Origin of the sequence: Photobacterium damselae subsp. damselae, from assembly GCF_038086725.1 — a bacterium.
Taxonomy (GTDB): Bacteria; Pseudomonadota; Gammaproteobacteria; order Enterobacterales; family Vibrionaceae; genus Photobacterium; species Photobacterium damselae.
In genome coordinates this window covers 2,032,916-2,045,801 of record NZ_CP146970.1, presented here as the reverse complement: position 1 = coordinate 2,045,801, position 12,886 = coordinate 2,032,916, and the positions used below count along the sequence as shown (strand labels likewise).

General features: G+C 42.2%; 14 protein-coding genes. 8 read left to right on the top strand and 6 right to left on the bottom strand.

What is annotated here, in order from left to right; genetic code table 11:
* Positions 1-34: 34 nt before the first annotated feature.
* From rpsA to pyrF, 5 genes are all read left to right on the top strand, one after another.
* Positions 35-1,705, top strand: a complete 1,671-nt coding sequence (rpsA, locus tag WAX86_RS09160; RefSeq protein WP_005298730.1) for a 30S ribosomal protein S1 — start codon at positions 35-37, stop codon at positions 1,703-1,705.
* An 88-nt stretch (positions 1,706-1,793) separates the two neighbouring features.
* Positions 1,794-2,081, top strand: coding sequence for an integration host factor subunit beta (gene ihfB / locus WAX86_RS09155; protein WP_005298731.1), 288 nt, complete (start codon positions 1,794-1,796; stop codon positions 2,079-2,081).
* A gap of 209 nt (positions 2,082-2,290) precedes the next feature.
* Positions 2,291-2,575, top strand: a complete 285-nt coding sequence (locus WAX86_RS09150; RefSeq protein WP_044175372.1) for a LapA family protein — start codon at positions 2,291-2,293, stop codon at positions 2,573-2,575.
* 6 nt (positions 2,576-2,581) lie between these two features.
* Positions 2,582-3,751: a lipopolysaccharide assembly protein LapB gene (lapB, locus tag WAX86_RS09145; protein WP_065170333.1), complete on the top strand. Its 1,170-nt coding sequence runs from the start codon at positions 2,582-2,584 to the stop codon at positions 3,749-3,751.
* Positions 3,752-3,975: 224 nt separating this feature from the next.
* On the top strand, positions 3,976-4,695 hold the full coding sequence (pyrF, locus tag WAX86_RS09140) for an orotidine-5'-phosphate decarboxylase (RefSeq protein ID WP_065170334.1): 720 nt from the start codon (positions 3,976-3,978) through the stop codon (positions 4,693-4,695).
* A gap of 105 nt (positions 4,696-4,800) precedes the next feature.
* On the opposite strand, the gene WAX86_RS09135 is transcribed toward pyrF, so the two are convergent.
* From WAX86_RS09135 to pspF, 6 genes are all read right to left on the bottom strand, one after another.
* Entirely contained in the window at positions 4,801-5,625 is an 825-nt protein-coding gene (locus WAX86_RS09135; RefSeq protein WP_069532142.1) for an ATP-binding cassette domain-containing protein, read from the bottom strand.
* Positions 5,622-6,620: an oligopeptide/dipeptide ABC transporter ATP-binding protein gene (locus WAX86_RS09130; RefSeq protein WP_005298742.1), complete on the bottom strand. Its 999-nt coding sequence runs from the start codon at positions 6,618-6,620 to the stop codon at positions 5,622-5,624. Before WAX86_RS09130 ends, WAX86_RS09135 begins: the two co-directional genes overlap by 4 nt.
* On the bottom strand, positions 6,620-7,507 hold the full coding sequence (gene sapC / locus WAX86_RS09125; protein WP_044175375.1) for a putrescine export ABC transporter permease SapC: 888 nt from the start codon (positions 7,505-7,507) through the stop codon (positions 6,620-6,622). The genes WAX86_RS09130 and sapC overlap by 1 nt, the downstream gene beginning before the upstream one ends.
* Positions 7,494-8,456 (bottom strand): ABC transporter permease subunit, encoded by a 963-nt coding sequence (locus WAX86_RS09120; protein ID WP_341488678.1) that lies wholly within the window; start codon positions 8,454-8,456, stop codon positions 7,494-7,496. The genes sapC and WAX86_RS09120 overlap by 14 nt, the downstream gene beginning before the upstream one ends.
* 3 nt (positions 8,457-8,459) lie before the next feature.
* Positions 8,460-10,079 (bottom strand): ABC transporter substrate-binding protein SapA, encoded by a 1,620-nt coding sequence (gene sapA, locus WAX86_RS09115; RefSeq protein WP_068947349.1) that lies wholly within the window; start codon positions 10,077-10,079, stop codon positions 8,460-8,462.
* A 145-nt stretch (positions 10,080-10,224) separates the two neighbouring features.
* On the bottom strand, positions 10,225-11,232 hold the full coding sequence (gene pspF / locus WAX86_RS09110; protein WP_341488677.1) for a phage shock protein operon transcriptional activator: 1,008 nt from the start codon (positions 11,230-11,232) through the stop codon (positions 10,225-10,227).
* A gap of 233 nt (positions 11,233-11,465) precedes the next feature.
* On the opposite strand from pspF, the gene pspA reads away from it, so the two are divergent.
* From pspA to pspC, 3 genes are all read left to right on the top strand, one after another.
* Complete coding sequence (gene pspA, locus WAX86_RS09105) at positions 11,466-12,131, top strand: phage shock protein PspA (protein ID WP_005298753.1); 666 nt, start codon at positions 11,466-11,468, stop codon at positions 12,129-12,131.
* 66 nt (positions 12,132-12,197) lie between these two features.
* The gene (pspB, locus tag WAX86_RS09100) at positions 12,198-12,425 is read left to right on the top strand and encodes an envelope stress response membrane protein PspB (RefSeq protein WP_005298755.1); all 228 of its coding nucleotides are present in this window, start codon (positions 12,198-12,200) and stop codon (positions 12,423-12,425) included.
* The gene (gene pspC / locus WAX86_RS09095) at positions 12,425-12,811 is read left to right on the top strand and encodes an envelope stress response membrane protein PspC (RefSeq protein ID WP_068947352.1); all 387 of its coding nucleotides are present in this window, start codon (positions 12,425-12,427) and stop codon (positions 12,809-12,811) included. Before pspB ends, pspC begins: the two co-directional genes overlap by 1 nt.
* Positions 12,812-12,886: the final 75 nt, after the last annotated feature.

Below are 12,886 nucleotides of genomic sequence, written 5' to 3'. Positions count from 1 at the left end.
ACCCATGGTTGTTTTTAATTGAAGATTAAATTAAATGACTGAATCTTTTGCTTCATTGTTTGAAGAGTCTCTAAAAGAGCTTGAAACTCGCCCAGGTCAAATCGTTAAAGGTACTGTAGTAGCTATCGAAAACGGTTACGTTCTAGTTGACGCAGGTCTTAAGTCTGAGTCTTCTATCCCTGCTGAGCAATTCAAGAACGCTGCTGGCGAACTTGAAATCGAAGTTGGTTCTGAAGTAGACGTAGCTATCGACGCGATCGAAGACGGTTTCGGTGAGACTCAGCTTTCTCGTGAAAAAGCTAAGCGTCACGAAGCATGGATCCAGCTTGAAAAAGCTTACGAAGATGCTGAAACTGTTGTTGGTATCATCAACGGTAAAGTTAAGGGTGGTTTCACTGTAGAACTTAACGGCATCCGCGCATTCCTACCAGGTTCTCTAGTTGACGTTCGTCCAGTACGTGACACTGCTCACCTAGAAAACAAAGAGCTAGAATTCAAAGTAATCAAGCTAGATCAGAAGCGTAACAACGTAGTTGTATCTCGTCGCGCAGTTATCGAATCAGAAAACAGCGTTGAGCGTGATGAGCTTCTTGCTTCTCTACAAGAAGGCATGGAAGTTAAAGGTATCGTTAAGAACCTTACTGACTACGGTGCATTCGTTGACCTTGGTGGTGTTGACGGTCTACTACACATCACTGACATGGCTTGGAAGCGTGTTAAGCATCCTTCTGAAATCGTTAATGTTGGCGACGAAATCAACGTTAAAGTTCTTAAGTTCGATCGTGACCGTACTCGCGTATCACTAGGTCTTAAGCAGCTAGGCGAAGATCCATGGGTTGCTATCGCTAAGCGTTACCCAGAAGGCACTAAGCTAACTGGTCGCGTAACTAACCTAACTGATTACGGCTGCTTCGTAGAAATCGAAGAAGGCGTTGAAGGTCTAGTTCACGTTTCTGAAATGGATTGGACTAACAAGAACATCCACCCATCTAAAGTTGTTAACGTGGGTGACGAAGTTGAAGTTATGGTTCTTGATATCGACGAAGAGCGTCGTCGTATCAGCCTAGGTCTTAAGCAGTGTAAAGCTAACCCATGGCAGTCATTTGCAGAAATGCAAGCTAAGGGCGACAAAGTAACTGGTAAGATCAAGTCTATCACTGACTTCGGTATCTTCATCGGTCTAGAAGGCGGCATCGACGGTCTAGTTCACCTATCTGACATTTCTTGGAATGTTGCAGGTGAAGAAGCGGTTCGTGACTTCAAGAAAGGCGACGAAATCTCTGCAGTAGTTCTAGCAGTAGACGCTGAGCGTGAGCGTATCTCTCTAGGTATCAAGCAAATCGAAGAAGACCCATTCAACGGTTTTGTTGCTGCTACTAAGAAAGGTGCTCTAGTTAACGGTACTGTTACAGCTGTTGACGCTAAAGGCGCAACTGTTGAGCTAGCTGAAGGCGTTGAAGGTTACCTACGCGCTTCTGAAGCATCTGTAGATCGCGTTGAAGACGCTACTCTAGTTCTTTCTGTTGGCGATTCAGTTGAAGCTAAATTCACTGGCGTTGACCGTAAGAACCGCGTAATCAACCTATCTGTACGCGCTAAAGACGTTGCTGAAGAGCAAGAAGCAATGGCTGCACTGAACAAGCAAGATGATGCTGCATTCGGTAACGCTATGGCTGACGCTTTCAAAGCTGCTAAAGGCGAATAATTGAGCATTAGAGGGAGAGGTTGATTTAATTAGCTTTTTCCCTCTAAGCGGTTATACTATTGAGAAACATACTAAAAACGGAGTGTTTATGACAAAGTCTGAACTTATTGAAAGACTATGCAGTCAACAAACACATCTTTCTGCTAAACAAGTAGAAGATGCGATCAAGGAAATCCTTGAGCAAATGGCGACTACTCTGGAACAGGGCGAGCGTATTGAGATCCGTGGCTTTGGTAGCTTCTCACTGCATTTCCGTGCTCCTCGTGTGGGTCGTAACCCTAAAACTGGTGATAAAGTTGAGTTAGACGGCAAGTACGTACCTCATTTCAAGCCAGGTAAAGAATTACGTGACCGTGTGAATGCACAAGTAGCGTAATCCACGAGATTCGAACAAAAAAACGGCATACTAACTAGTATGCCGTTTTTTTATATCTGTTGTTTATGGTCTGATGAGTTAAAATCCTGCATAATCGAGGCAGTAGAGCCCAAGTCTTTGATAGAAGAGAGCCAAACCACATAAAAACTTGGTTTTTTCCCTACAACGCTTGGTATAATTAACTTTCTTTAAGGAGTGAGAGGTTTTTGATGAAAATTTTTACAGCGATAGTGCTAGTTGCCTGCTTTCTTATCACCCTTGCTCTTGGTGCGCAAAACCAAGTGCTTGTGAACTTTGATTACCTGATTGCTCAAGGTGAGTTTCAGCTATCTACTCTATTGGGTATCGCTTTTGGTGCTGGCTTTGCTATTGGCTGGATTATCTGCGGCATCCTATATCTTAAAGCACGTTTCACTAAAAATCGTCTAACTAAGAAAGTTGCAAAGCAGCAAAAAGAGCTAGACCAGTTACGTGCAGAGCCTGTAAAGGAATAAGTTTTAATGCTTGAACTATTGTTTCTGTTACTTCCAATTGCAGCTGCTTATGGCTGGTATATGGGTAATAGAAGCGCTAGTAACGATCGACAGGAGCAGTCAAACCACATGTCACGACAATATGTGGCAGGTTTGAACATGCTGTTATCTGATGAGTCTGATAAAGCAGTTGATATTTTTATCGAACTGCTCCAGGTTGATAGTGAAACCATTGATACTCACCTTGCTTTAGGAAATCTCTTCCGAAGCCGAGGTGAGGTAGAGCGGGCAATTAAAATTCACCAGAATCTTATTGCCCGTCCTAATTTAACTATAGAACAGCGTAACCTTTCGCTGCAGCAGTTGGCTAAAGACTATATGGTCGCAGGCCTTTTTGACCGAGCAGAAAAGATTTTTGGTCAATTACTTGATGAGCCTGATTATCGAAAAAGTGCACTTCAACAATTACTCGACATTTATCAACGTACTAGAGAGTGGGAAAAAGCCATTGATATGGCCACTCAATTAGTCAAGATGGGGGAGGCAAAGCTCAAGCATGATATCGCTCACTATTGGTGTGAATTAGCCATGATTGAGTTAGGTGCCCAAAATCCAGATAAAGCAATTCAAGATATCAAAAAAGCGTTATCGGTTGATAAACAGTGTGTACGAGCGTCATTAATGATGGCTCGAATTCATATCCAAAATCATGAATACAAACAAGCAATCAAGTATTTAGAAAAAGTCATAGATCAAGATATTGATTTTGTCGGTGAAGCACTACCTTTGCTACTTGAGTGCTATCAAGCTACTAACAGTGAGTCTACGTGGCTTAAATATTTACAACTATGTGTTGAACGTAAAGTTGGCGCGACCGCTGAGTTGATGCTCGCTGATGAAATTGCGCACCGCGAAGGCCCTGTTATGGCGCAGACCTTTATGACTCGTCAGTTGCAGAAAAATCCAACTATGCGTGGTTTTTATCAACTCATGGATTATCATTTAGATGACGCAGAAGAGGGGCGAGCGAAAGAGAGTTTAACTAGCTTGCGTCATCTAGTTGGTGAACAACTTAAAATGAAGCCTCATTATCGCTGTCGTCAGTGTGGCTTTGCTGCTCATTCTCTTTACTGGCAATGTCCATCTTGTAAGAGTTGGGGTTCAGTCAAACCTATTCGTGGTTTAGATGGCGAATAGACGCTTTAACAGTCAAATCCTGACTAACATATTGTAAAAAATAACAGTGATGGTTTCGAAAGAGATCATCACTGTTATTTTATCTGTTAGTCCTATATCTTTTCTATTTTCCTCTTTAGTCTTCTATTTTTCTGCCCTTAAACCAATTTATCTAGCAAAGTTTCAATTTTCCTGTAAAATCGCGCCCGAATTTTGATACATCTCTAGATAAAGCAGGAGCCCAAATGCTAGATACACAATTAATGGATCCAAAAGTTATTGTCGCCTTAGACTATGATAATCAAAATGATGCTCTGGCTTTTGTTGACCGAATTGAACCAGGAAGCTGTCGGTTGAAAGTTGGTAAAGAGATGTTTACTTTTTATGGCCCTGATTTTGTGCGTAAACTGCATGATCGGGGCCATTCTGTATTCCTAGATTTAAAATTCCACGATATTCCAAATACGTGCTCAAAAGCAGTGAAAGCTGCAGCCGAACTTGGCGTATGGATGGTAAACGTTCATGCAAGTGGTGGTGAGAGAATGATGACAGCCTCACGCGAAATCCTTGAACCATATGGAAAAGATCGTCCGCTGCTAATTGGTGTTACTGTACTAACCAGTATGGAAAGCAGTGACTTAGCAGGTATTGGTATTAGCCGTTCACCACAAGAGCAGGTTATGAATTTGGCTACGCTGACTAAAAATAGCGGTCTAGATGGTGTGGTTTGTTCCGCTCAAGAGGCGTCTTTATTAAAAAGTAACTTAGGCCAAGAGTTTAAGTTAGTTACTCCAGGTATTCGTCCAGCGGGAAGTGCTGCCGGGGATCAGCGTCGAGTTATGACGCCAGTTGAAGCGATTGCCGCAGGTTCAGATTATTTGGTTATTGGTCGTCCTATTACACAAGCGGAAAATCCAGCTCAGGTTCTGGCTGACATTAACGCGACTCTTGCTGGTGTAAAATAAGACTGCTTTTATTTTACTGAACTAAGCAAACGATAACGCCCTGCATTAAACAGGGCGTTTTCTGTATTAGGACCGTGGATTTTTCCTAACTGGGTTAAATGTCGATTAACACTTAATTTTAGGCGTCGCTTTGCTAATACGGGTCGTACGATCTTGTGTTGGAGCACTAAAGTGGCTTTCGATTAACTTCTGAGTTAGAGGGTGCTTAGGGTCCTCAAAGACTTCTTTAGTTCTTCCTTTCTCAACCACTTCACCATCTTGCATTACCATGATTTTATCACTGAAGTGTTTAATGACGCCCATGTGTTGGGATACATAAACATACGATAACCCCATCTCTTCTTGTAGCTCTAGTAGAAGGTTTATCATCTGTGAGCGCATTGACATATCAAGACCATTTAGAGCCTCATCTGCAACAATGATACAAGGTTGAAGGATTAAAGCTCTTGCGAGAGATACACGCTGCTTTTGACCTGTAGCAAGCATTTGAGGATAGAAATAGGCGTGCTCAGGTAATAAGCCAACACGACGTAATGTCTGTAATACTCGGTTTTCGCGCTCTTGAGGTGTCATATTGGTATTACGTTTGAGAGGCCCCTCTAAGATCCTGCCGAGCTGAATGCGTGGATTAAGTGCGGTATTTGGATCTTGGAAGATCATACGAATCAGTTTACAACGAGTTTCGTAGTCGCCACTAACAAGGGGCTCTCCATTGACTTTAATAAGACCACTTGTTGGCTCCACAACCCCGGCGAGCATTTTCGCGAGAGTCGATTTACCTGAGCCATTCTCACCCAGTAGAGCGATTGTTTCACCAGCTTCAAGAGAAAAACTAACAGGCTTTACCGCCTCAATGGTACGACGGCGAAACAGTCCTGAGCGATATTGGTAGTCTTTTTTAAGTTTGACCACTTCAAGTAACGCACTCATGATTTATCTTTCTCCATATTGAGTGGGAAGTGACAACTGTATTTGTGCGACTTCACTTTACGGCGCTCGGGTACTTCCACACATTTACGCTGGGCGTGAGGGCAACGGGGGCCCAAACGACAACCAATAGGTAAGTGCTGAAGTGGTGGTATAGAGCCTGGTAGTGTTTCTAGCTTACTCTTATGACAAATACCATCACTAAAGTCAGGCATGGCGCGTAATAGCGCTTCTGTGTAGGGATGATGCGGTGTTTCAAGTAAATCTTGGCGACTACCTGACTCAACTGATTGACCACAGTACATTACGGTAATGCGGTCTGCCCATTGAGTCACCGTGGTTAAGTCATGACTGATCAGCAAAATGGTGGTGTTACCAAGCTGATTCATTCGGCTGAGTAAGCGGAATATTTGCGCTTGGGTAATCGAATCTAAGTCATTAGTCGGTTCGTCTGCAATCAATAAACGAGGGCGGTTAGCAATAGCCATCGCAATCATTACTTTTTGACATTCCCCATCTGTTAGCTCATAGGAGTAACTGCGCATTACACGTTTGTGATCTTTAATACCCACTTTGTGCAATAGGGCAATGGCCTGTTTTTGACGCCAATGAAATCGTTGCCAAAGATGACCGGAAAATGCAGAAGAGGGGATAGCTTCTTCTAACTGAGCTCCAACGCGTTCAGATGGATCCAGACAAGATGATGCTTCTTGGAAAATCATGGCCATTTCGCGACCAACGATTTTACGACGTTCACGCGATGACAGTGCAAGTAAATCAATATCGCCTAAGCGCATGCGATCTGCTGTAATGTGCCAGTTATCTTTAGCTACACCGGCAATGGCTTTGGCAACTAAACTTTTTCCTGAACCCGATTCTCCCACTAAACCTCGAATCTCGCTTTCGTTGATCGTCATACTCATACGATCAACCGCTTTTACTCGGCCCTGTGGGGTATCAATTTCAATTGTTAAGTTACGAATATCAAGTAATGGCATTAGTCTATCCCCGCATTCAGAGCTTGGCGAAGACCATCACCGACAAGGTTAATAACCAAAACACTAAACATAATGGATAAGCCTGGAAGTGTTACTGTCCATGGTGCTAGATAGATAAGATCAACCGAATCACCAAGCATGGCTCCCCATTCTGGCATTGGAGGTTGAGCACCTAGACCTAAAAAGCCTAATGCTGCGATATCTAAAATAGCAATAGAGATAGCTCGGGTCATTTCTGTAGTAATGACAGTAAGAATATTTGGTAATACGGAGTTGTAGAGAAGATACATATTATTTGCCCCATCTAAACGAGCTGCAATAATGTAATCTTTTTCCATTTCAGTATGAACAGCGGTATAGATCGCCCGGATAAAACGAGGGATTAAGGCTAGCCATACCGCTAATAAAACATGAGCTTCACCAGGCCCCATATAAGCGACCATGATAATTGCCAATAGTAATGAAGGTATCGACAGTACAGTATCTAAAATATGGTTTAAGATGCTGGATTTTAGTCCTTTTGTCATACCTGCCAACACACCAATAGCAAAACCAATCACGCTGGCTGCTAGAGCGATTAATAGCGCATAACCAAAGGTTAACTGCGTACCAATAAGTAGACGAGATAAGATGTCTCGACCTAGATCATCGGTACCGAAGAAGAACTCAACATGTCCTGAGTTATCCCATGATGGTGGCATTAACAGTTCCCCAACTTGCTGAATTGGAGAATAAGGGGCTAACCAGTGAGCAGTACAAGTGACCAGCAATAGGAAAAGTAAACACCAAAGTCCAAACATTGCTAGTGAGTTTGCTCGAAAATGCTGCCATGTTCGTTCCCATTGGGTTGGGATGACTTCTTCTAAATAGACATTATTTGATGGCATACCACTCTTTCCTTACTAATGGGTTTACAAATGCCCCGATCAAATCAGAGAGGATGTTCGCCAATAAGATAAAGCTTGCCACTGTAATAACACCTGCTTGAATCGCAATATAATTTTGTGCCGCAATAGCATCAAGTAGCCAGCGTCCAATTCCTGGCCAGTTAAAGATGGATTCCGTTAACATGGCAAAGGTCATCATGGTTGAGAACTGCATGCCAAGTTTGGGGATAATAGGAGGAATTGCATTACGCATACCATGGCGACGTACGATTTCAAATGTCGATAAGCCTTTGGTTTGTGCAACTTTAATAAAGTTCTGTTTCATTACTTCCGATACTGACGCTCGGGTAAGACGAATGACTTCTGTCATCGGTGCCATTGCCAATACCAATGTTGGCAAAATAAGGTGTTTTATGGCATCTAACATCGCGTGAGCTTTATATGGCTCATTAGAGAGCATGATATCAATAAGTGCAAAGCCTGTTACTGGATGGATCTCATAAAGCAGACTATAACGACCTGAAACAGGCAACCAGCCAAGATGAAGAGCAAACAGCAAGATCAACAGCATGGCGAACCAAAATAGTGGAATGGAGTAGCCCACCAAGGTAATTGAGGAAATGACTGTATCAACAAAATGCCCGCGGCGTACACCAGCAATGGTACCGAGTGGAATACCAATAATAAGAGAGAGTAAAAAGGCAAAAAAGCAGAGCTCTAATGTGGCTGGAAATACCGCCAAGATCTCATCTGCAACCGGGATACCATTAATATCAATACCTAAATTGCCAGCAGCAAGGTTTTTGAGGTATATAAACCAACCGCTAAAAAAGGGCTGTTGGCTCCACATAGTATTGGTATCGAGACGAAGAATACTATAGCCGATGATAGTGAGAATCATCAGGGTAATAATAAACAAGTTAAGTCTACGAATGGTGTAGATAAACATAAGTTACTCGCTACGATGTACGTCGGCGAACGAACGAGTACCAAATGGACTCATTTGCACACCAGATAGGGATTTATTATTTGCCTGGAAATACACGCCATGGGCAAGCGGTAGAATGGGCAGATCTTTATCCAAAATATCTTGCGCTAAATAATAATAGTTTAAGCGCTGAGACTGTTGGTTGGTTCGTAATGCCAACTCAAGTAGGTTATCAAACTGTAAGTTACACCAGTTAGCAATATTCAGTTGAGCCTCTTTTGCATCACACGATAGTAATGGGCGCAAAAAGTTATCAGGGTCGCCATTATCAGCAATCCAACCCGACAGAATTAAATCGAATTTATTGATATTGCTTAAAGAGGTGCGATCAACTTGCTCTTGATAGTCCAACACAAGGTTTACTCCGACCGATTTCAAGTTCGCTTGAATCAACTCAGCAGTTTTGCGAGGACTTGGATTGTATGGTCGAGGTTCAAGAGGTACCCACATCGTTAATGTCAGGTTGTGGTTATATCCTGCTTGTTTTAACAGTGCTTTAGCTTCTTTTGGATTATAGCTTGGTACGACACTGTCATGGTTATAAGCCCAAGACATAGGTGGAAGTAAGCTTTTTGCGTTAGTCGCAGTACCGTAATAGACCGAGTTTAATAGTGCCTCACGGTTGATAGCCATACTAATCGCTTCACGAACTTTTAAATTATTTAGCGGTTTTTTCTCTGTATTAAAAGCAAGGAACGCGACATTCATACCTGTTTGCGCGGTAAGGTTAAAATTCTTATCGTTAGAAATTACAGGCAATTGGCTTGCTACCGGAGAAGATAATACATCGCACTCTTGGCTTAATAACTTCGCCAGTGTTCCAGTACCTCTAGATGAGATATCAAAGACGACTTGTTCCATTGCTGGCTTGCCACGCCAATAAGCATCATTACGTTTTAGGCGAATAAAATCATTAGGCTGATACTGCGACAGATAAAACGGGCCAGTACCGATTGGTTTTAGGTCCAATTTATTTAATTGCCCAGACTTTAATAATTGTTCGGCGTACTCTTTCGAATAGACAACCGCATAACTGGTCGCTAGATTTGAGAGAAAAGCGTTATCAGGACGGTTAAGAGTAAAGCGTACTGTATTTGGATTAACAACCGTGATCGACTTAATTAATTTATTAAACCCATTGCTTTCAAACCAAGGGTAACGACCACCAGAAACGTTATGGAAAGGGTTGTTTGGGTCGATAATACGCTCAAAACTAAATACAACATCTTCAGCATTTAAAGGGCGAGATGGTGTAAACCAAGGCGTTGTCTGAAAAGGGATATTTTTACGTAAAGTAAAGGTATAGACCAACCCGTCATCACTCACTTTCCAGCTTTTAGCAAGTTCTGATTGAGTATGATGACTCACAGGGTCTAAGGTTAAGAGACGATCGAAGATTTGAGCTCCGAGAGAATCAACCGTGAGGCCACCGTCCGCCAATTGCGGATTGAGAGTGGTTGGTGTGTCCTGTCCACAATAGATAAATCCAGTGTCGCGGATTGTGTTCTCTTTTGTTGGTTCAGAACAGCCAAACAAGCTTAATAACCCCGCACAAGCGAGTAAAAGACGTGTATAAGCGCTCATAAAGAAAAGGCGTAAAATGAAATCAAGTCGTCAAATCTATCATTTTCCATGGTAACCACCAAGTTATCCTCAGTCATTCTGACATTTATCTATGAATTATGCGCAGATTCTAACCACTAAAGACAGGCCAATAGTAAAAAATGCGCTATTCGTCACTATTGCCAACTAGCTGATATTTCCGTAAAAGCCCCCGCAATTGATGATAACTCAGGTTCAGTAATTCAGCCGCTTTGCGTTGATTATGTTTGGCGTGCTCTAATGCTTGTTCAATCAGCTCTTTTTCTTGCTCTTGTTGCCATTGACGTAAATCTAAAGGCAGTTGGGGTAATGTTGAGCTTTGATTCTCAACCTCTGCGGGTATGCTTGTTGTCGTGTTATGCCATGGGGGGGTAAAAGGGTCTAAGATAATGTTATCTACCGCTTCATCTTCTAACCCATTGCGAAAGACGGAACGTTCCACGGCATTTTTAAGCTCTCGTACATTACCGGGCCATGAGTACTGCAACAGTCTCTTTTTTGCTTGAAGGGTAAAGCCTGCAAAGTAACCAAATCCCATTTCTCGGCACATACGAACCGCATAGTGCTCGGCTAATGGTAGAATATCATCTAACCGCTCACGTAGTGGTGGCAGGTGAATAACATCAAATGCGAGGCGATCCAGTAAATCGGCCCGAAATTTTCCATCGTGAGCGAGCTTAGGTAGGTTCTCATTGGTGGCACAGATTAATCGCACATTGGATTGATAGGTTTTACTGCCACCAACACGTTCATATTCGCCATATTCAATCACACGTAACAGTTTTTCTTGTACGCTAGGAGGGGCTGTTGCCAGTTCATCTAAAAAGAGTGTGCCTTGTTCTGCTCGTTCAAAGCGCCCTTTATGTAATCCTTTCGCCCCAGTAAAAGATCCCGCTTCATGGCCAAACAGCTCAGAGTCTATGACACCATCACTTAATGCTGCACAGTTTAAAGTAACGAGAGGTTGATCCCATCGTTTCGATAAATAGTGTATACGCTTAGCAATCAGTTCCTTACCTGTTCCTCGTTCACCTAAAATAAGGACGGGGCGATTTACAGATGCCAAACGAGATGCTTGATCTAATGCTGAGAGAAATGACTCAGATTCACCAATAATATTTTCTGATTTTTGCATGGTTAATTTCACCAATAGTTGGTCTAATTAACTAAACTGTAGCAGTTGTTATTTTACTGTACAATGATAACTTTATGATTTTTAATAAATAAAAAGTTGGCACACTCTTTGTTATATAACCTGTAAGTAAACCATTAACGGTTAATCATAACGACCAATCACTTTGGGTGAATGTAGTCAGTTTCATTAGACAAACACATCGCTATCTAATGATTACTTTAAGGAGTTCAATTATGGGTATTTTTTCTCGTTTCGCAGATATTGTTAACGCAAACGTCAATTCACTATTAGACAAAGCTGAAGATCCACAAAAAATGATCCGTCTTATCATTCAAGAGATGGAAGATACATTGGTTGAAGTTCGTACTTCATCTGCGCGTGCACTTGCAGATAAAAAAGAGCTTCAACGCCGAATTAATACGATTGAAGCTCAAACAACAGAATGGCAACAAAAAGCCAGTTTAGCACTGCAAAAAGGCCGTGAAGATTTAGCTCGTGCTGCCCTGATTGAAAAACAGAAATTGGCAGATGTCGCACTAACTCTTAATGAAGAGTATAAATTAGTTGAAGAGAGTATTGAAAAATTAAGTACTGAAGTTGCAGAACTAGAACGTAAACTGCAAGAGACTCGTGCTCGTCAGCAAGCACTTGTGGTTCGCCATAAAACAGCGGGCACACGCCGCGATGTTCGTCGTCAACTGGATACGGGCAAAGTGGATGAAGCTTTGGCTAAGTTTGAGCAATATGAGCGTCGAGTTGATGAAATGGAAGCGCAGGCCGATAGCTACAGCTTAGGTCGAGGTAAATCATTAGAGTCTGAATTTGCTGAACTTCAGGCACAAGATGAAATCGAAAAAGAATTAGAACGTTTAAAAGCCAGCATCAAAGATAAAGAATAAGTGATTGATTACGATCTCACTGATAACTCTAAATTAATTGATTCTGCGCGAGAAGGAGAGTAACGAATGTCTATGGGTTTTTTAGCTGTACCGCTGGTGGTTTTCTGTATTTTTGTCGCTCCGCTATGGTTGATTCTTCATTATCGTAGTAAGCGTCGTTTAGGTGAGGGCCTATCGGGCGAAGAGCAAGAAAAACTACAGAAATTGGTTGCCCGCGCAGAACAGATGCAAGAGCGAATTGTGACGCTTGAGCGAATCTTAGATGCAGAAGCACCACAATGGAGACAAAAATAATGCATAAAACCTTATATCGAGATCCGGTCAACGGCAAGCTTGGTGGGGTCTGTGCAGGTCTTGCCGAATATTTTGGAATGGAAACATGGCTAGTCCGAATTTTAGCTGTTTCGGCCTTTTTATTGGGGGTAGGTTTTTTTGCCACGATTGCATACATTGCCGCATGGTTAATGTTAGATAAGATGCCACAAGAGCGAACAGATCAACAAGAAACGTTTAAAGAACATAATATTAAGCAAAAGCCATGGCAGGCGGGTCATCCTCCTGGTCAGATTTTGCAAAATGTAGAGCTGGAATTGAGCACCATGGAACGCAAATTACGTACAATGGAAGCTTATGTTACATCACCAGCCTTTGACGTTGAGCGTGAAATTCGTAAGCTGTAATAAGTCAACGATCTAATGATAATAAAAGCAGGCTATATTAGGCCTGCTTTGCTGTTTTTATTAATAAAAAATCTA